This is a genomic window from Streptomyces erythrochromogenes, assembly GCF_036170895.1.
GTDB classification, from domain to species: Bacteria; Actinomycetota; Actinomycetes; order Streptomycetales; family Streptomycetaceae; genus Streptomyces; species Streptomyces erythrochromogenes.
This window is the reverse complement of sequence record NZ_CP108036.1, coordinates 2,556,654-2,575,901: the sequence shown is the minus strand read 5'-3', so window position 1 is coordinate 2,575,901 and position 19,248 is coordinate 2,556,654. Positions and strand designations below refer to the sequence as shown.

The following is a 19,248-nucleotide window of genomic DNA, read 5'->3' as shown; positions in this document are numbered from 1 at the left end:
GATCAGGCCGGACACCCCCTACAGCCAGGAGGCGAACTCCAGCAGGAGTTCCGCGTCCCGGCGGCGCCCGGCGGCCAGGGCGCGGTTGCCCGACTCCACCGCCCGGAAGAGGGTCCAGCCCCGCAGCCGTTCGCGGTCCACGTCCAGCGCGTCCGCCAGCTTGTTCACCCGGCGCCGGGCGCCCGCGGCTCCCGCCGAGGAGGCCACCTGGTCCTCCAGCCGGTCCCGGACCAGCCGCGCCAGGTCGTACGCCCGCTCGCCGACCAGCGGGTCGGGTCCCACCGTCAGCCACGGCGCCCGCTCGCCCGCCAGGACCTTGCCCTGCCGGAAGTTCCCGTGCAGCAGCAGTTCCTCCGGCGGGGCCGCCACCAGCTCCTCCCGCAGCGCCAGGGCGGTGTCGGCGAGGGCCCGGGCCTCCGCCGGGGCCGCCCGCAGGGCCTGCGACTGCCGCGCGGTGCGCTCGGCCGCCGTTTCCCACCCGTGCCCGGCCGGCGGCGCCACCCACAGCCGGCGCAGCGTGCCGCTCGCCTCCAGCAGTGCCTTCGCCTCCGGCAGGGACCGCAGCGACACCTCCGCGTGCAGCCGCTCCAGCAGCAGGGCCCCGTCCTCCTCGTGGTGCCGGGTGTCGAGGACCCGTACGGCGCCGAAACCGCCCCAGTGCGCCAGCGCGGCGAGCTCCAGGTCGGGCCGGGCGTGCGGGGGCGCCAGTTTCAGAGCGGCCGGGGTCCCGTCCGCGTAGGCGACGAGGACGACCAGACTGCTGCGGCCGCCCGGGGCCTGCACCCGCTGGGCCCGTACGCCCCGCCGGGAGAGCGCGGCCTCGGTGAGCTCGGGCAACTGCCCCAGCCAGTCCGCGTCCTGCTCCGTCTCCGGCATCTCGCCGAGCGCCCGTACAAGCCGCTGCGGCGGTTCGAAAGCCATGCGTGCGTGGTCCCTTTCAGCTGGTGAGGGCTCGCTATGCGCGTTCCGTGAGCCCAGGGAAGGCTACGCCGACACCGCGCCAGCGTGCCGCGCGCACCGCTGCGGCGCTCAGCGCGTCGGCCGCCTCGCGGCGCAGCGGGCCCTCCGCCGCCCGCACCAGATCGGAGTACGCACCCGCCACCCGGTCCTCGATCACCGCGGCCAGCCGCTCGGCGTCGGCGGGGCTGCGCACCTCGAACGGCAGGGCGTAGGCGGCCTCCGAGGGCCGGGGTGCGCCGCCCAGTTCGCGCACGGTCCGGGCCAGCGCGTCGCGCCGCGCGAGGTGGCTGCCGTACCCCTCCCGGGCCTCCGTGGCACGGGCGCCGGTGGTCCGCGCGCCGATCACCCCGTATCCGTATGCGGCCGCGTGCTCGGCGGCGAGGGCCGCCTGGGCGGCCTCCAGGGCCCGGCCGGCGGGGGAGGGTTCGGGCTTCACGGCTTGGCTCCGGGGGTCGAGGTCAGCAGGTGGACGTGCACGGCGCCGCAGGCGGCCACCGAGGCCAGCATCCGGGCCAGCTCTCCCGGCGCCCCGGCCAGGTCGATGGTCCGGGCCTCGGACAGGCTCCGCTCGGCGTCGGCGAGCGCGGTCAGGGCTTCGGCGGGCTTCGCGGGCACCGGCTCGCCGCTCGCCGCGGGCGCGGCGGCCCCCGTACCGCCGGACGGCGACGCAGCGGGGGACGGCGAGCCCGACGCGGTGGGGGAGAGGGCGGCCGTGTGCGCGGCGACGGCGGCGCGCAGCGGAGCGAGCCGCGCGGCCAGGTCCGGATGGGCGGCGGCCGTGGCGTCGTAACGTTCCAGCAGCCTGGCGCTGTCACGAACGGCTGCTTCGCGCATCCGCCGTTCGAGTGAAATCGCCGGGTCGGCGTCCGCCGAGCGGCCGTCGGTGCACCCGGTCAGCAGCGCGGCGCCGGCCGCACCGGCGGCACCGGCGAGCAGGCTCCTGCGCGAAGGTCTGGAAGGCGGAGTCCAGGGCACGGCGACGTCCTCGTGGTGTGGGGCGGGGCAGGGTGTGATCACGGTACCCGGGGCCCTGGTCGCAGGGCGGACGGCAACACCCTCCGACACCGGATACCCTTTGACCTGACACACGACGGAAACCACAACAGCACACGCGGCCGAGGAGTCACCCGGATGAGCACCACCCAGAGCGACAGGCTGCGCGGACTGCTGGAGCCGCTCGTCGCCGCCAAGGGCCTGGACCTCGAAGAGATCGAGCTGTCGCGGGCGGGCAAGCGCCGGATGCTGCGGGTCATCGTGGACTCCGACGAGGGCGTGGAGCTGGACGCGTGTGCCGAGCTGAGCCGTGAGGTCTCCGACAAGCTCGACGAATCCGACGTGATGGGCGAGGACGAGTACGTCCTGGAGGTGAGCTCCCCGGGCGCCGACCGCCCGCTGACCGAGCACCGCCACTACGTACGGGCCATCGGCCGCCTCGTGAAGTTCCAGCTGTCCGCCGAGGACGCGAAGGGTGCCGGGGAACTGGTCGCCCGCATCCTCGACGTGGACGACGAGGGCATGGACCTCGAAGTACCGGGCGTGAAGGGCCGCAAGGCGACCGCCCGCCGCATCGCATTCACCGACATCGCCAAGGCGCGTGTCGAGATCGAGTTCAACCGCAAGGACAAGAAGGAAGAGGAGGCGTAGCCATGGACATCGACATGAGTGCCCTGCGGGGTCTGGTCCGGGAGAAGGAGATCTCCTTCGACCTGCTCGTCGAGGCGATCGAGTCGGCCCTCCTCATCGCGTACCACCGGACCGAGGGGAGCTTCCGCCGCGCCCGCGTCGTGCTGGACCGCACCAACGGTCACGTGGTCGTGTGGGCGACGGAAGACCCGAGGGATCTCGAAGAGGGCCAGGAGCCCAAGGAGTTCGACGACACGCCGTCGGACTTCGGCCGGATCGCCGCGACGACGGCCAAGCAGGTGATCCTCCAGCGTCTGCGCGACGCCGAGGACGACCTGACCTTCGGCGAGTTCGCCGGCCGTGAGGGCGACGTCATCACCGGCGTCGTGCAGCAGGGCAAGGACCCCAAGAACGTCCTCGTCGACATCGGCAAGCTGGAGGCCATCCTGCCGGTGCAGGAGCAGGTCCCCGGCGAGGAGTACCCGCACGGTCTGCGCCTGAAGGCGTACGTCGTGCGCGTGGCGAAGGGCGTCCGCGGCCCGTCCGTGACCCTCTCGCGCACCCACCCGAACCTGGTGAAGAAGCTGTTCTCGCTGGAGGTCCCGGAGATCGCCGACGGCAGCGTCGAGATCTCGGCGATCGCCCGTGAGGCCGGTCACCGCACCAAGATCGCCGTCCGGTCCACCCGCTCGGGCCTGAACCCCAAGGGCGCGTGCATCGGCCCGATGGGCAGCCGTGTGCGCAACGTCATGGCCGAACTGCACGGCGAGAAGATCGACATCGTCGACTGGTCGGACGACCCGGCGGAGATGGTCGCGAACGCGCTGTCACCCGCCCGGGTGAGCAGGGTCGAGGTCGTCGACTGGGACTCCCGTTCCGCCCGCGTGACCGTGCCCGACTACCAGCTGTCGCTGGCCATCGGCAAGGAGGGCCAGAACGCCCGCCTCGCCGCGCGGCTCACCGGCTGGCGCATCGACATCCGTCCCGACACCGAGGTGTCCCCGGACGCGGACCAGGACCGGGACCGGGACCGGGGCGGGGAATAAACCGGTACCGGTCGGGGCTGTCCCGACGGTAGACAGGGTCCAATCGGCCGCTGCCCAGGCAGCGGATCAAGACAACACAGCAGCCGTTCGATCTTTCCCTCGACACTTGTCGGGGGAGAGGTCGGTGCGGGGAGGTAGACTTAGGCGTGTCTGGCCGGACGCAAGCCCGCGCATGCCCCGAACGCACCTGTGTGGGGTGTCGGGAGCGAGCGGCCAAGAGCGATCTGCTGCGGATCGTGGCGATCGAGGACGAATGCGTCCCCGATCCTCGCGGTACGCTGCCCGGCCGGGGTGCGTACGTGCACCCTGCCGTGGTCTGCCTCGACCAGGCGGTCCGCCGCCGCGCGTTCCCCCGGGCCCTACGGTCCGCCGGAGCGCTCGACACGGCGAACCTGCGCAATGCCGTGGCCGGGAAAGCCGGGACCACAGCGTAAAGAAGTAGTACGGCACGGATACCCCGTGCGGTCAGGTACCTCGCGAGTTGGAAGTAGGTCGAGATTGCGATGAGCACTCGATGAGTACGCGATGAGTACGCCCATGAAGTAGCGACGGTCCGGCGTAACCCGGACCTAAAAGGAGCGAAGTGGCTAAGGTCCGGGTATACGAACTCGCCAAGGAGTTCGGGGTGGAGAGCAAGGTCGTCATGGCCAAGCTCCAAGAACTCGGTGAATTCGTCCGTTCGGCGTCCTCGACGATCGAGGCGCCGGTTGTACGCAAGTTGACTGACGCACTGCAGGGGCCCGGCGGCAACGCCGGCAAGTCCGCTGCAAAGCCCGGCGCGCCCCGCAAGGCCGCGCCCGCCAAGCCCGCAGCGCCGTCCCCGGCCGCTGCGGCACGTCCTGCTGCCCCGAAGCCCGGCGCACCGGCCCCCAAGCCGGCCGCTGCCGAGGCCCCGGCCGCAGCCCCCGTGACGCCGGCCGCCTCCGGCCCGCGTCCCGGCCCCAAGGCTCCGGCCGCCCCGAAGCCCGCTCCGGCGGCGCCCGTGGCGACCGAGTTCTCCGCGCCCCCGGCGGCTCCGGCCGCCCCGGCGCGTCCCGCCGCGGCCCCCGGCCCCCGTCCGGCGCAGCAGCGTCCGGCCGGCCCGGGTCAGGGCGGTGCCCGTCCCGGCGCCCCGCGTCCGGCCGGTGCCACCCCCGGTGCCCCGGCGCGCCCCGCAGGCACCCCCGGTGCCCAGGCACCGCGTCCGCAGGGCGCCCGTCCGGCCGGTCCCCGTCCGGGCAACAACCCGTTCACCTCTGGTGGCTCCACCGGCATGGCGCGCCCCCAGGCGCCCCGTCCGGCCGGCGCTCCGCGTCCCGGTGCCCCCGGCGCCGGCGGCGGCCAGGGTGCTCCCCGTCCGCAGGGCGGCCCCGGCGGCGCTCCGCGTCCGCAGGGTCCCGGCGGCGCCCGTCCGACCCCGGGCGGCATGCCCCGTCCGCAGGGCGGCGCCCCGCGTCCCGGTGGTGCTCCCGGCGGCAACCGTCCCAACCCGGGCATGATGCCGCAGCGTCCCGCTGCCGGTGGTCCCGGTCCCCGTCCCGGCGGCGGCCCCGGTGGCCGTGGTCCCGGTGCGGGCGGTCCCCGTCCCGGTGGCGCCGGTCGTCCCGGCGGCGGCGGCTTCGCCGGCCGTCCGGCCGGTCCCGGCTCGCGTCCCGCGGGCGGCGGCGGCTTCGGCGGTCCCCGTCCGGGTGGCGGCGGCTTCGGCGGCGGCCCGGCCGGCGCCGGTGGCGGCGGTCGTCCCGGCTTCGGTGGCCGTCCCGGCGGTCCCGGTGCCCGTGGCGGTACGCAGGGTGCCTTCGGCCGTCCCGGCGGTCCGGCCCGTCGGGGCCGCAAGTCGAAGCGTCAGAGGCGCCAGGAGTACGAGGCCATGCAGGCCCCGTCCGTCGGCGGCGTGATGCTGCCCCGCGGCAACGGCGAGACCGTTCGCCTGTCGCGCGGTGCGTCCCTCACCGACTTCGCCGAGAAGATCAACGCCAACCCGGCGTCGCTGGTCGCGGTCATGATGAACCTCGGCGAGATGGTCACTGCCACGCAGTCCGTCTCCGACGAGACCCTCCAGCTCCTCGCGGGCGAGATGAACTACCAGGTTCAGATCGTCAGCCCGGAGGAGGAGGACCGCGAGCTCCTCGAGACCTTCGACATCGAGTTCGGCGAGGACGAGGGCGGCGAGGAGTACCTGCTGCCGCGTCCGCCGGTCGTGACCGTCATGGGTCACGTCGACCACGGTAAGACCCGACTGCTCGACGCCATCCGCAAGACGAACGTCGTCGCGGGCGAGGCCGGCGGCATCACGCAGCACATCGGTGCGTACCAGGTCTCCACCGAGGTCAACGACGAAGAGCGTCGCATCACCTTCATCGACACCCCCGGTCACGAGGCGTTCACCGCCATGCGTGCCCGTGGTGCCAAGTCGACCGACATCGCGATCCTCGTGGTCGCGGCCAACGACGGCGTCATGCCGCAGACGATCGAGGCGCTCAACCACGCCAAGGCCGCCGGCGTCCCGATCGTCGTCGCGGTCAACAAGATCGACGTCGAGGGTGCGGACCCGACCAAGGTGCGCGGTCAGCTCACCGAGTTCGGTCTGGTCGCCGAGGAGTACGGCGGCGACACGATGTTCGTCGACATCTCCGCCAAGCAGGGTCTGCACATCGACTCCCTGCTCGAGGCCGTCGTCCTCACCGCCGACGCCTCGCTCGACCTGCGCGCCAACCCGGAGCAGGACGCTCAGGGTATTGCGATCGAGTCCCACCTCGACCGCGGCCGCGGTGCCGTCGCCACCGTCCTCGTCCAGCGCGGTACCCTCCGCGTCGGCGACACGATGGTCGTGGGCGACGCCTACGGCCGAGTGCGCGCCATGCTCGACGACAAGGGCAACAACGTCGAGGAAGCGGGTCCGTCGACCCCCGTCCTGGTCCTGGGTCTCACCAACGTCCCCGGCGCCGGCGACAACTTCCTCGTCGTCGACGAGGACCGCACGGCCCGCCAGATCGCCGAGAAGCGTGCTGCGCGCGAGCGCAACGCCAACTTCGCCAAGCGCGTCCGTCGCGTGTCCCTCGAGGACCTCGACTCCGTGCTCAAGGCCGGTCTGGTCCAGGAACTCAACCTCATCATCAAGGGCGACGCGTCCGGTGCGGTCGAGGCTCTCGAGTCCTCGCTGCTCCAGCTCGACGTCGGTGAAGAGGTCGACATCCGGGTCCTGCACCGCGGTGTGGGTGCGGTCACCGAGTCCGACATCGCCCTGGCGATGGGCTCCGACGCCATCGTCATCGGCTACAACGTCCGTGCTGCCGGCCGCGCCGCGCAGATGGCGGACCGCGAGGGCGTCGACGTCCGCTACTACTCGGTGATCTACCAGGCCATCGAGGAGATCGAGGCGGCCCTGAAGGGTCTCCTCAAGCCGGAGTACGAAGAGGTCGAGCTCGGTACGGCGGAGGTCCGCGAGATCTTCCGCTCGTCCAAGCTGGGCAACATCGCCGGTGTCCTCATCCGGTCCGGCGAGGTCAAGCGCAACACCAAGGCGCGCCTGCTGCGCGATGGCAAGGTCATCGCGGAGAACCTCACCATCTCCGGTCTGCGCCGCTTCAAGGACGACGTCACCGAGATCCGCGAAGGCTTCGAGGGCGGTATCAACCTCGGCTCCTTCAACGACATCAAGATCGACGACGTCATCGCGACGTACGAGATGCGCGAGAAGCCCCGCGCGTAAGCGCGAGGCGGTTCGCACCGTGTCGTAACTCGTAACACCGGGGCCGGTCGGCGGAATATCCGTCGATCGGCCCCGGCCGTTGCGTGTACGGTTCTGGTGACCCGGCCGCGCGAGCGCCGGGTGATCCTGCCGGGCGACGGCCCGGCAGGCCACCGAACCCGCACCGGCGGGATATCCGGAACTGCATGTACGTGGGGACTCTGTCCTTCGACCTGCTCCTCGGCGACGTCCACTCGCTGAAGGAGAAACGCTCCGTCGTCCGGCCCATCGTCGCCGAGCTCCAGCGAAAGTTCTCCGTGAGCGCGGCCGAGGTGGGCGACCAGGATCTGCACCGCCGGGCCCGCATAGGGGTCGCGCTGGTGAGTGGGGACGCGGGGTTCCTCTCGGACGTACTGGACCGCTGCGAGCGGCTGGTCGCGGCACGTCCGGAAGTGGAGCTGCTGTCGGTACGACGGCGCTTCCACGGTGATGAAGACTGATTGCTTGTCTGCAAGAAAAGAAGGAGACGGACCAGTGGCCGACAATGCGCGGGCGAAGAAGCTGGCGGACCTCATCCGGGAGGTGGTGGCGGAGAAGCTGCAGCGCGGTGTCAAGGACCCCCGCCTCGGTACGCACGTGACCATCACGGACACCCGGGTCACCGGCGACCTGCGGGAGGCCACGGTCTTCTACACGGTCTACGGCGACGACGAGGACCGCGCCAGTGCGGCGGCGGGCCTGGAGAGCGCCAAGGGCGTTCTGCGCTCCGCGGTGGGCCGGGCGGCGGGGACCAAGTTCACGCCCACCCTGACCTTCGTCGCGGACGCCCTCCCGGAGAACGCCAAGACCATCGAGGACCTCCTGGAGAAGGCACGCACCTCCGACGCCCAGGTGCGCGAGGTGTCCTCCGGTGCCCAGTACGCCGGCGACGCCGACCCGTACAAGAAGCCCGGCGAGGACGACGACGAGGACGCAGCCGCGGAATGAGCACCAACGCAGGTCAGACTCCCCCAGCCACCGCTGGGAGGGGCCCCCGGGACGGGCTTGTCATCGTCGACAAGCCGTCCGGCTTCACCTCGCACGACGTGGTCGCCAAGATGCGGGGGATCGCCAAGACCCGCCGCGTCGGCCACGCCGGCACGCTCGACCCGATGGCGACGGGCGTGCTGGTCCTGGGCGTGGAGAAGGCCACCAAGCTCCTGGGTCACCTCGCGCTCACGGAGAAGGAGTACCTCGGCACGATCCGCCTGGGCCAGAACACCCTGACGGACGACGCCGAGGGCGAGATCACCTCCTCCACGGACGCCACCGGGGTCACCCGGGACGCCGTGGACGCGGGCGTCGCCAAGCTGTCGGGCGACATCATGCAGGTCCCGTCCAAGGTCAGCGCCATCAAGATCAAGGGCGTCCGCTCCTACAAGCGGGCCCGCGACGGCGAGGACTTCGAGATCCCGGCCCGACCGGTGACCATCTCGTCGTTCCAGGTGTACGACATGCGGGAGGCGGAGGCCGAGGACGGCACCAAGGTCGTCGACCTCGTCGTCTCCGTCGTCTGCTCCAGCGGTACGTACATCCGCGCCCTCGCCCGCGACCTCGGCGCCGACCTCGGCGTCGGCGGGCACCTGACCGCGCTGCGCCGCACGCGGGTGGGCCCGTACAAGATCGACCGCGCGCGGACCCTGGACCAGCTCCAGGAGGAGCTGACCGTCATGCCGATCGGCGAGGCGGCCGCCGCGGCCTTCCCGCGCTGGGACCTGGACGCCCGGCGGGCCTCGCTGCTCGCCAACGGCGTGCGGATCGACATGCCGGAGGAGTACGAGGACGGCCGTACCGTCGCGGTCTTCGGGCCGCAGGGCCAGCTCCTCGGGCTCGTCGAGAGCAAGAACGGGAAGGCGAAGTCCCTCGCGGTCTTCGTCTGATCGTTGACGTGGAGCGGTGAGCGCACATGTCGTGCTGCTCACCGCTCCACGACCCCCCTCGGGTAGGTCTCTATCCACCCGGACGCCGCTATTCACCCGTCCGAGCAGGCGCTCGGAGTGAATGGAGGGAGCGTAAGGGGGCGCGTTCGCCACGTGTGCTTTTCGTGCTGATCTTCACCTGCCTACCGTCGTGAGCACGGGGCGTTGCGGGGGAGTGGTGCGGCCATGGCGGAACTCGTCAAAATCTGCGATCCGGCCGGGCGGGAGCGCGGCAGCGGGTTCGTCGCGGACGACCGCGGGACGGTCGTCACCGGTCACGAGGCCGTCGACGGCCTGACCCGGCTCGTGCTGCACGCCTCCGGGCGGACCTGGCCGGCCGAGGCGGCCGACGTGACCGAGCTGCCCGGCCTGGCGCTGGCCCTCATCCGCACGGACGGACTCGGGGTGCGGCCGCTGCCGGTGACGCAGCGCGAGGCGATCGATCCGGGGACCTACGTACGGCTGCCCGCGCGGGGCTGGCGGCAGGCGCGGGTGCTGGGGGGCGCGCAGGTCGCGTACCGGGCGGCCGGCGGGCTGTACGCGGTGCCCGCGGGGGCCGCGGTGGAGCTGGCGATCGGCACGGACGGCCGCGACGCGCTCGCGCAGGGCGGGGAGGCCTGCGGGGGGCCGGTCCTCGACGCCGCCACCGGGGCGGTCCTCGCGGTACTGGGCACCGCTCTGCGCGCGGAGCACCGCTCCGGCGGCTTCGCGGTGGCCCTGCGGGCGGCGGCCGACTCCGATCCGCAGGGCCCCCTCGCCGCGCTGCTCGCACGCAACGCGGCGACCGTGCCGGCCCGGGGCGCCGACCTGAACCTCGCCGGAGCGCTGCAACTGACCGCCTCGTGCGCCGCCCTCCCTCCGGACCGACCGGTGGAGCGACCCGGCATCGCCGCCGAACTGGAGGCCTTCGCGGCCGGGGACCGCCAGGTGCTCGGCCTCGTCGGCAACCCGGGCACCGGCCGCACGACGGAACTGGCGGCCCTGGCCGCCCGCCGGGCCCGCGGCGCCCGCCCCGCGCCGACGCTGTGGCTGCGCGGGACGGACCTCCGCGCCGACGACACTTCGCTGGCGGACGCGGCGACCCGAGCCCTGACGGCGGCATCCCGCCTCGCCGACCGGACCGCAGACGGCGTCGCCCCCCGGCCCGGGCGGACACCGCAATCCGGCCCGCACCCGACTGGGGGCGTGCCCGGAGCTGTGCCGTGGGCCGCCGCCCCGGACGGCCCGCGCCCGGGTTCCGGTGGGGACGGGCCCGGAGATGCGTCCTGGGCCGCCGCCCCCGACCTCCGGTCCGGGCGTACCCCGGAGGCGGGCCCATGCGCGGGTTCGGACCGGGCCGCCGACGGCCCGCGCACGGGTTCCGGTGGGGACGGGTGTGTGTCGGGGCTATCCCCGCAGGGCGCCGAACGCACCGCCGCCACACGGTCCGCCCCCGAGTCCCGTTCGGCGGCCGAGGAGACGCCCCGGCGCGCGCCCGGCCCCGCCGCAACCCCGCCCGACGGGTTGCCCGGTGAGCCGCTGCCCGGCTTCGGCGGGACCGTGCCGGACGGGTGGCGCGGTGAGGCGGTGCCCGGCCCGTGCGGGGCCACATCGGTCGAGGGGCGCGGCCAAGCGGTGCCCGGCTTCGGTGGAACCACGTCCGACGGGCGGCCGGGTGGGTCCGTCACGGGCTCCCGTGGGTCCGTGCCCGACGGGCGTGGCCGGGCGGAGCGCGGCTTCGGCGGGACCGTGCCGGACGGGTGGCGCGGTGAGGCGGTGCCCGGCCCGTGCGGGGCCACATCGGTCGAGGGGCGCAGTCAGGTGGTGCCCGGTCCGCGAGGGACTCCGCCCGGGGAGCGGCGCAGCCCGCAGGCCTTCGGCGCCCGCCGGTCCGCGCCCGACGGCTCGCGCGGCCGGCCGGAGCCCGCTGACCCGGCGGGAGCCGCAGCGCACCTCGCCCTCGTCGTCGCCCGCGCCGGCCGCCCCCTCCTCATCGTCCTGGACGCCCCCGAGGAGATGCCGCCGGAGCTCGCCCACCGCCTCGGACCGTGGACCGAGGCCACCACCGCCTGGCTGCGCGGCACCGGGGCCCGGCTGGTGGTCGCCGCCCGCCCCGAGTACTGGGAGCGGGCCGGCGCCCTCCACCCGCCCGAGGCGCTGCACATCCCGGCCCGCGCGGCCCCCCGGCTGCCGCCCGCCCTTCCGCTCGCGGACCTCACCGCCGCCGAGGCGGAGAGCGCCCGGGCCCGCCTCGGCATCCCCGCCGACGCCGTCCGCGAGGCCGACGCCCGGCACCCGCTCACCCTGCACCTGCTCGCCGGGATCCGCGCCGCCGGGGTCACCGCCGGCCGCCCCGGCCGCGACGAGGTCTTCGGCGCCCACCTCGACCTGCTGTGCCTGCGCATCGCGGTCCGCATCGCCGCCGGAGGCGCATCGGTGCACGGCCCCGGCGTCCGGCGGCTCGCCGCCCGCGTCGCCGGCCGCCTGCACGAGGCCGCCCGGCGCTGCCTGGGACCCGGGCAGGGCCAGCTGGACCGGGCCTCCTTCGAGGAGCTGTTCCCGTGGCGCACCGGCTGGGCCTCCGCCGTCCTCACCGAGGGGCTGCTGGTGCCCGCCGGGTCCGGCTACCGCCTCGCCCACGAGGAGCTGTCCGACTGGATCCAGGCCGGCCACCTCGACGTCCCGACGGCCCTCGGCGTCCTCGTCCACGGTCCCGCCAGGCCCGGGCGGCCCGTGCCCCGGCACCGGATCGGGCCCGTCCTGGAAGCCCTGCGCCGGCTCCCCCCGGACCGGCTCCGCGAGGAACTGACCCGGCTGGTCGACGCCCTGAACGCCTTCGCCGAAGCCCCGGCGGGGGCCGCCGACGCCGCCCGCTCCGACCGCGTCTGGTGGGCCGCCCGGCTGCTGCGCGAGACCCTGCTGCGCCTCCCCGACGCGCACCCCCACCTCCCCGTCCTGCACGCCCTCGCCGAGCACGTGGCCCGGGTCGGCCCGGGCGAGTTCGGCGGCTGGTTCTGGAACCGGGTCCGGCTGGCCGAGCCCGACCGCCTCGACCTGCTGCGCCGCCTGCTCCCCGCGGACCCCGCCGAGGCGGTCCCCGGCGACCGCTACCTCGACGCCGTGGCCCGCCGACTGGCCCGGGACCCCCGGCGGATCCAGCCGCTGCTGTGCGCCTGGTTCGCCGACGACCGGCGGCTGCGCGGCCGCCCCGGGGCCACCGTCGCCACCGCCGCGCAGGCCCTGCTGCACACCCACCGCCGCCTCGCCCCGGACGACCTCGCCGAGGCGCTCGTCACCGCCGCGCACCCCCGCGCCGACGAGCTGCTCGCCGTACTCGCCGAGGAGGAGCCCTCCGCCCTGTGCCGGGCCGTGGACCGCTGGGCACACGACGAACGCCCCTCGCGCAGGGTCGCGGCCGCCGCCTACGGTCTCGCCACCGCCCCGCACGTACGCGCCCCCGCCGACCGGGAGCTGCTGCGCCGTGCCGCCCGGGCACTGCTCGACCGTCCCGCCGACGTCACCCTGCACGGCAGCGCCCTGGCCGTCCTGCTGCGCGACCCGCAAGTGCGCGCCCGCCACCTCCCCGAAGCCCTCGCGTCCTTCCGCGACCCCGAGCCCGGCTCCCGGCTGCCCGCCGAGGCGCTGGTGGCCGTCCTGCCCGTACTGCCGGACCAGGACGAGGTGTTCGCCGCCCTGCGGGACCGCGCCGACGGGGAGGTGCTGCGCGCCCTGGCAGCGCTGAACACGCCGGGGCTGGCCCGGCGCGCGGCCGAGCTCGTACGGGAGCACCTCGCGCGCAGCCCCGGGGACGCGCCGCACGCCGCGGCGTTCGTGGACCGGCGGCTGGAGCAGGGGCCCGCCGCCGGCCCCGCGCTGCGCCGGCTCGTACTGGACCTGCTGCGGACCGCGCCGACGGGGGTGCGGGCCGAGCTCGCCGCCGTACTGGGCGCGCCGGGCGGGGAGCCCTCGTACGCGCTGCGCGGCGAGCTGGCCGGCGTACTGCTGCGCGAGGAGAGGGACCCGCGGGTGCTGGACGCGTTCCTCGGGGCGGTCGCGGCGGGTGCCGCGGCGCGTCCGGAGGACCGTACGCGGGAGCTGCTGCGCCGTACCGGGCGGCAGCTGTTGCGGGCCCCCGGCGGGCCGGCGATCTTCGAGCGGCGCACGGTGGAGCTGGCCCGGGCCCAGCCGGCCTTCGGGGCGCTCGTGGCCCGCTGGCTGGCGCAGGCGGCCACGGAGGCCGCGGCCCTGCTGGGGCCCAGCGCCCGGCAGACGGTGGAGACCCTCGGCAGGGCCGCCGCGGATGTGACATGAGGATGCGCGACGGCGGCCCGCCGGGCCCGTCCGGCCCGGATGCCGATGCGTGGCACCGGCCCCCGGCATGGCAGTCTTAGACCTGCAATCGGCAATCAGTTCAAGGACCAACCGGGTTCGGGCGAGGAGCGGTCACAGTGCAGCGGTGGCGTGGCTTGGAGGACATCCCCCAGGACTGGGGACGCAGCGTCGTCACCATCGGCTCCTACGACGGCGTGCACCGGGGACATCAGCTGATCATCGGACGGGCCGTGGCCACGGCGCGCGAGCTCGGCGTCCCGTCCGTCGTCGTCACCTTCGACCCGCACCCGAGCGAGGTCGTCCGTCCCGGCAGCCACCCGCCGATCCTGGCGCCCTACGACCGGCGCGCCGAGCTGATGGCCGGACTGGGCGTGGACGCGCTGCTGATCCTGCCGTTCACCGCCGACTTCTCGCAGCTGTCCCCGGCCGACTTCATCGTGAAGGTGCTCGTCGACAAGCTGCACGCCCTCGCCGTCATCGAGGGCCCGAACTTCCGCTTCGGCCACCGGGCCGCCGGGAACGTCGACTTCCTGCGCGAGCTGGGATCGACGTACGACTACCGGGTCGAGGTCGTGGACCTCGTGGAGCGCGGCGAGGCGGGCGGCGGCGTGCCGTTCTCCTCGACGCTGGCGCGCCGGCTGGTCGCCGAGGGCGACATGGACGGTGCGGCCGAGGTCCTGGGGCGTCCGCACCGGGTCGAGGGCGTGGTGGTGCGCGGAGCGCAGCGCGGGCGTGAACTCGGCTACCCGACGGCGAACGTGGAGACGCAGCCGCACACCGCGATCCCGGCGGACGGGGTCTACGCGGGCTGGCTGACGGCGGACGGCGAGCGGATGCCCGCGGCGATCTCGGTGGGGACGAACGTGCAGTTCGACGCGACCGAGCGGACGGTGGAGGCGTATGCGATCGACCGCGTCGGGCTCGACCTGTACGGCAAGCACGTGGCCGTCGACTTCCTCGCGTACGTGCGGGGGATGGCGAAGTTCGAGTCGCTGGACGGGCTGCTGGAGGCGATCGCCGACGACGTGAAGCGGGCGCGGGTGCTGACCGACGCGTACGACATGAAGCGCTGACGCGGGAACGGGCGAGGGCCCGTACCGTCCCGGAATCCGATGCGATCCGGGGTGGTACGGGCCCTTCCTGTTGTGCGTGCTCGGCGCGGCCGTCAGCCGAGGCGGGGGTCGCGCGGCGGCTGCTGCGGCTGCTGCGGCGGGGCGGCCGGGGGCTGCTGCCAGGGCTGGCCGGGCTGCGGCTGCTGCGGGTAGGGCTGGCCGTAGGGGCCCGGCTGCTGCGGCGGCTGCTGGTACGGGGGCCGGCCCTGGGGCTGACCGTACGGCTGGGGCGGCGGCTGCGGCTGGTGGTGCTGAGGCTGCGGCTGCTGCGGGTGGGGCTGATGCGGCTGCTGCGGTGCTCCCCAGTGGTTCTGCGGGGCCTGCTGCTGGGCCCGGAGGAAGTCCTCGGCCACGAGGGCGGAGAGGTTGAAGTACGCCTCGCGGGTCTTGGGCCGCATCATGTCGAGGTCCACCTCGGCGCCGGCCGCGAGGTGCTCGTCGAAGGGCACCACGACGACACCGCGGCAGCGGGTCTCGAAGTGCTGCACGATGTCCTCGATCTTGATCATCTTGGCCGTCTCGCGGACCCCCGAGATGACGGTGAGGGAGCGGGAGACCAGGTCCGCGTACCCGTGCGCGGAGAGCCAGTCGAGGGTGGTGCTGGCGCTGCTGGCGCCGTCCACGGACGGGGTCGAGATGATGATCAGCTGATCGGCCAGGTCCAGGACGCCGCGCATGGCGGAGTAGAGGAGGCCGGTGCCCGAGTCGGTGAGGATGATCGGGTACTGGCGGCCCAGCGTCTCGATGACGCGGCGGTAGTCCTCGTCGTTGAAGGTCGTGGAGACCGCCGGGTCCACGTCGTTGGCGATGATCTCCAGCCCGGAGGGCGCCTGCGAAGTGAAGCGGCGGATGTCCATGTACGAGTTCAGGTACGGGATCGCCTGGACCAGGTCCCGGATCGTCGCGCCCGTCTCGCGGCGGACACGGCGGCCGAGCGTGCCGGCGTCGGGGTTCGCGTCGATGGCCAGGATCTTGTCCTGGCGCTCGGTGGCGAGGGTGGCGCCCAGCGCGGTGGTGGTCGTGGTCTTGCCGACGCCGCCCTTGAGGCTGATGACGGCGATGCGGTAGCAGGACATGACCGGGGTGCGGATCAGCTCCAGCTTGCGGCGGCGCTCCGCTTCGGCCGCCTTGCCGCCGAAGCGGAACAGGCCGCCGCCGCCCGCGCCGTTGTTGTTGCTCTTGGGCTTCTGCTTGTTGCGCAGCAGCCGGTCCGAGGACAGCTCGACGGCGGCGGTGTAGCCGAGCGGCGCGCCTGCGCCGGCGGGGCCGGCCGCGTACCGCGGGTCGTGCGGCTGCGGCTGGGGTTGCGGCGGCTGCTGACCGGGGCCGACGGGCCACTGCCCGGCGGTGCGGGGGTCGTACTGCGGCTGCGGCTGCGGCTGAGGGGGCTGGGGCTGCTGCGGCGCGGGTGCGGGCGCCGGCGGCGGGAAGCCGTAGGAGCCCTGCGTCGCGAACGAGGGCGGCAGCGGCGGCAGTTCACCGGCGGGCCCCCCGACGGCGTTCTCTCCGGCGGCCGCGGGCGTCCCCCCGGCCGAGGGGGCGGGGTACGGCGGGACCTCGTCCACGGCAGCCGGCGGCACCGGGGCCGCGAACGGCGCGGGCACGGCGTCGGCCGGCTCCGGGGCGGCCTCCTCGGCCGGGGCCGAGAACGACGGGAACGGCTCCGGGGCTTCGGGCGCCGGGGGCACGGCGTCGAACGGGGAGGGCTCGGGCGGGGCCGCCGCGAAGGGCGCCGGGGCTTCGGGCACCGCAGGCGCAGCCTCGGCCGGGGCCGGGACCGGGGCCGGAGCGGAGTACGGCAGCTCGGGCGCCTGCACCGGAGCAGGGACCTCGGGCGCCGCAGGTGCGGGCTCGGCCGGAGCCGCGACCGGGGCCGGAGCCGGGTACGGCAGCTCGGGTGCCTGGATCGGTGCCCGGGCCGGTGCCGGAGCCTCGGGTGCCGCAGGTGCGGGCTCGGCCGGAGCCGCGACCGGGGCGGAGGCGGCGTGCGGCGGTTCGGGCGCCTGGATGGGTCCCGGAGCGGAGTACGGGAGTTCAGGTGCCACGATCGGCTCGGAAGCCGCGTACGGCAGCTCGGGAGCCACGATCGGCTCGGGAGCCGCGTACGGCGGCTCGGCCGCCGGGGCCGGAGCGTGCGCCGGAGGGGTCGCGTCGGCCGGGCCGGCGAGCGGGAACGGCGGAGGCGTACCCGTACCGTCGGCCGGGGTCCGCGGGGCCGGCGGAGCGATCCGCATCGTTGACGGCGACTCCAGGTCCGACGGGCGGTGCGGCTCGAAGCCGCTCCCCTCGGGAAGCCCCGGTACCTGCGCGTCCGCGGCCGGCGGCGCACTCTGCGTGTACCAGGCCGGCGGTGTGTAGTCGATGGTGAACTCGCCCGTCATCTCGGGCTCCGCGTCGGACTGATCGTCCGTCGGGACGTCCCACGTCCCGCCGCGCCTCTCGTTCCGATCGCCGCTCACTGGTCCTCCTGGTATGTCGAACACTGCTCCGGCGCCCACCCACGCCGCGCCGGCGTCCAGCCTAATCGGGGGGCGTCGCCCCTGTCCGCCGCGTCCCGTTCCACGGGGAGGGCGGGCGGCCCGCCCGGGGCGCGCGCCCCGTCAGTCGATGCGGCGTGCCGGGCCCAGCAGGCCGGTCTCCGCCTCGGTCCCCTGGGTCATCACGAACTGCCGGTCCCGCGGGGTGCACCACAGGGTCACCCCGTCGCCCAGGGTCGGCAGGGAGGCCACGGCCTGGCGCGGCAGCCGCATCAGGCGGCCGATCTGCTCCGCCTCGTCCGGGGACACCCGCTGCACGCCCACCAGCGACGCCTGCTGGAGCAACCGCGGCGCCGTCGGGCTCAGGTACGGCAGCAGGGTCAGCACCGACTGCCACGGCCCGGCCACCACGCGACCGCGCGGCGGCCGCATCCCGCAGTCGCGGACCACCAGCACCGGGCTGCCCGCGGACGCGCCCTGCGGCGGGATCCGTCCCACCTCGTGCAGGGTCACGCACTGCTGCCCGCCGCCGGCGGCCTGCGCCAGCCCGGACCACACCTGCCCGCGCCCGGTCTCCACCGCGACGCGCGCACCGGTGGCAGCCGCGCGCAGCGCCAGCACCTGCGCCGTCCACAGACCGCCGATCAGCGTCACCTCGTAGGGCGTCGGCCGGTTGATGCCGAGCACCGCCGACCGCCCCTCGGCGTCCACGCCGATGACGACCCCGTCGTCCCCGACGGGCACCGCCAGCGCATCCAGGTCCGCCGCGGGCACCACGTGCCGGACCCGCCGCGGGCCGACCAGCCCGAAACCGCCCCTCATCGCGCGCCTCCCAGCGGCAGCGAAGCCAACAGCCCCGGCACCTGTTCGCGGTCGAGCCGGACCAGCCCGGCCTTCACGCCCCGCGCGGTCCTCTCCAACTCCCGCCGTGCGGCGATCAGTTCCTCGTCGCTGCGCCCTGTCACCCGTACGTGTCCGGTCAGGGTCACGCCCTGCCGCTCCGCCGGGGCCATCGTCAGGCTGAAGTTCGTGGCGAGCGCCGGCAGGGAGGTCAGCAGCGCCACGAACTGCGGCAGCGCCGCCGCCCCGGCGCCGCCCAGCTGCGGCCAGCGGCCTATCCAGTACGTCGTGTGCCGGCGGTCGTCGCAGCGCCAGATCCGCGAGGTCTCCTCGGTGCGCCGCCCGGTGCCGGCCGACCGGCCGGCCTGGGTGATCGCCATCGGGTTCGCGCACGAGGAGGTGGCCATCGCCGCCGTCAGTTCCTGCTCGGTCAGCACGGTGGCCTTGAACCCGGCCCCGGCCAGCCGGCTCGCCAGCTGGTCCGCGGCCCGCACCACGCACCGCTGCGCGCCCGCAAGGCCGCCGCCGCGGGCGGTGACCGCCTCGGGGCACAGTTCCGGGTCGAGCTTGAGCGCGATCCACGTCAGCCGCACCGCGGGCGTGCCCGTACGGGCCTGCAGCGGCGCGTAGTTGCGCGTGGCCATCGACTGGGCCGGCAGGTGCGGGGCCGGCGCCGGCTGCGTGTGCTGCACCAGCTGCGCGGACTCCAGCCGGATGCCGTCCACTTCGAGGATGTCCCGTACGACGCCGAGCGGCAGCGGCCGCGCCGCCCGGTCGGGCCGCAGCGCGGTGACGTCCGTGTCCACCTGCACCACCGCGGTCAGGAAGGTCCCGTCGCCGATCATCCCGACCGGACGCCTGTCGCGGTCGCTGAACGTCAGGGTGCGCAGGGCCGGATCGGCCTCGACCAGCGGCGCCAGCCCCGGCTCGGTGCCCGCGGGCACGGCGAAGGACGCGGCCCTGCGGCGGCGTGCGCGCAGTGCGAGCGCACTGCCGATCCACTCCGGAAGGGAACGCTGGTGGCGGCGTACGACCGCGAGCACCACCAGCACCAGCGCGAACGCGCCGACGGGGACCAGGAGCAGGGGCTCGACCACCCACGCCACGAGCAGTCCGGCCGCCGCGACCTGGAGCAGTACGAGTTGTTGCAGTCGGAACGGACCGAAGCGGCCGGGGCTCGACTTGGGGTGCGGCGTCACCCCGCCGCGTGCGGGTGCGGGCGCGCCGGTCTGCGGCTCCGTCGCCGTGGCCATC

General features: G+C 74.8%; 15 protein-coding genes. 9 read left to right on the top strand and 6 right to left on the bottom strand.

Annotated elements, in window-relative coordinates:
• Positions 1-18: 18 nt before the first annotated feature.
• From OHA91_RS11365 to OHA91_RS11355, 3 genes are read right to left on the bottom strand one after another with little or no spacing between them, the layout of a single operon-like run.
• The gene (locus tag OHA91_RS11365) at positions 19-921 is read right to left on the bottom strand and encodes an aminoglycoside phosphotransferase family protein (RefSeq protein WP_266497087.1); all 903 of its coding nucleotides are present in this window, start codon (positions 919-921) and stop codon (positions 19-21) included.
• A gap of 34 nt (positions 922-955) precedes the next feature.
• The gene (locus OHA91_RS11360) at positions 956-1,396 is read right to left on the bottom strand and encodes a ferritin-like domain-containing protein (protein ID WP_031148845.1); all 441 of its coding nucleotides are present in this window, start codon (positions 1,394-1,396) and stop codon (positions 956-958) included.
• The gene (locus tag OHA91_RS11355; RefSeq protein ID WP_031148847.1) at positions 1,393-1,935 is read right to left on the bottom strand and encodes a hypothetical protein; all 543 of its coding nucleotides are present in this window, start codon (positions 1,933-1,935) and stop codon (positions 1,393-1,395) included. The genes OHA91_RS11360 and OHA91_RS11355 overlap by 4 nt, the downstream gene beginning before the upstream one ends.
• Before the next feature lie 156 nt (positions 1,936-2,091).
• On the opposite strand from OHA91_RS11355, the gene rimP reads away from it, so the two are divergent.
• The 9 genes from rimP (at position 2,092) to OHA91_RS11310 (ending at position 14,638) form a co-directional block, all read left to right on the top strand.
• Entirely contained in the window at positions 2,092-2,604 is a 513-nt protein-coding gene (rimP, locus tag OHA91_RS11350; protein ID WP_031148849.1) for a ribosome maturation factor RimP, read from the top strand.
• Positions 2,605-2,606: 2 nt separating this feature from the next.
• On the top strand, positions 2,607-3,629 hold the full coding sequence (gene nusA / locus OHA91_RS11345) for a transcription termination factor NusA (protein ID WP_266497080.1): 1,023 nt from the start codon (positions 2,607-2,609) through the stop codon (positions 3,627-3,629).
• A 146-nt stretch (positions 3,630-3,775) separates the two neighbouring features.
• On the top strand, positions 3,776-4,063 hold the full coding sequence (locus OHA91_RS11340) for a YlxR family protein (RefSeq protein ID WP_030844383.1): 288 nt from the start codon (positions 3,776-3,778) through the stop codon (positions 4,061-4,063).
• Positions 4,064-4,212: 149 nt separating this feature from the next.
• Positions 4,213-7,317 (top strand): translation initiation factor IF-2, encoded by a 3,105-nt coding sequence (gene infB / locus OHA91_RS11335; RefSeq protein ID WP_078959196.1) that lies wholly within the window; start codon positions 4,213-4,215, stop codon positions 7,315-7,317.
• A gap of 185 nt (positions 7,318-7,502) precedes the next feature.
• Positions 7,503-7,796, top strand: coding sequence for a DUF503 domain-containing protein (locus OHA91_RS11330; protein WP_030030358.1), 294 nt, complete (start codon positions 7,503-7,505; stop codon positions 7,794-7,796).
• Between the two features lie 34 nt (positions 7,797-7,830).
• Positions 7,831-8,283, top strand: a complete 453-nt coding sequence (gene rbfA / locus OHA91_RS11325) for a 30S ribosome-binding factor RbfA (RefSeq protein WP_031148855.1) — start codon at positions 7,831-7,833, stop codon at positions 8,281-8,283.
• Positions 8,280-9,215 (top strand): tRNA pseudouridine(55) synthase TruB, encoded by a 936-nt coding sequence (gene truB / locus OHA91_RS11320; protein ID WP_031148858.1) that lies wholly within the window; start codon positions 8,280-8,282, stop codon positions 9,213-9,215. Before rbfA ends, truB begins: the two co-directional genes overlap by 4 nt.
• Before the next feature lie 225 nt (positions 9,216-9,440).
• Entirely contained in the window at positions 9,441-13,544 is a 4,104-nt protein-coding gene (locus OHA91_RS11315) for a hypothetical protein (RefSeq protein ID WP_328739199.1), read from the top strand.
• A 137-nt stretch (positions 13,545-13,681) separates the two neighbouring features.
• On the top strand, positions 13,682-14,638 hold the full coding sequence (locus tag OHA91_RS11310; RefSeq protein ID WP_031148861.1) for a bifunctional riboflavin kinase/FAD synthetase: 957 nt from the start codon (positions 13,682-13,684) through the stop codon (positions 14,636-14,638).
• Between the two features lie 92 nt (positions 14,639-14,730).
• Here OHA91_RS11310 and OHA91_RS11305 read toward each other — a convergent pair whose 3' ends face one another.
• The 3 genes from OHA91_RS11305 to eccE form a co-directional block, all read right to left on the bottom strand.
• Positions 14,731-17,136 carry an SCO5717 family growth-regulating ATPase gene (locus OHA91_RS11305; protein WP_328739198.1) on the bottom strand — a complete coding sequence of 802 codons (2,406 nt, stop codon included), beginning with the start codon at positions 17,134-17,136 and terminating at the stop codon, positions 14,731-14,733.
• Positions 17,137-17,277: 141 nt separating this feature from the next.
• Complete coding sequence (locus OHA91_RS11300; RefSeq protein ID WP_031148865.1) at positions 17,278-17,976, bottom strand: hypothetical protein; 699 nt, start codon at positions 17,974-17,976, stop codon at positions 17,278-17,280.
• The gene (gene eccE / locus OHA91_RS11295; protein ID WP_031148867.1) at positions 17,973-19,247 is read right to left on the bottom strand and encodes a type VII secretion protein EccE; all 1,275 of its coding nucleotides are present in this window, start codon (positions 19,245-19,247) and stop codon (positions 17,973-17,975) included. Before eccE ends, OHA91_RS11300 begins: the two co-directional genes overlap by 4 nt.
• Between the last annotated feature and the right edge of the window lies 1 nt (position 19,248).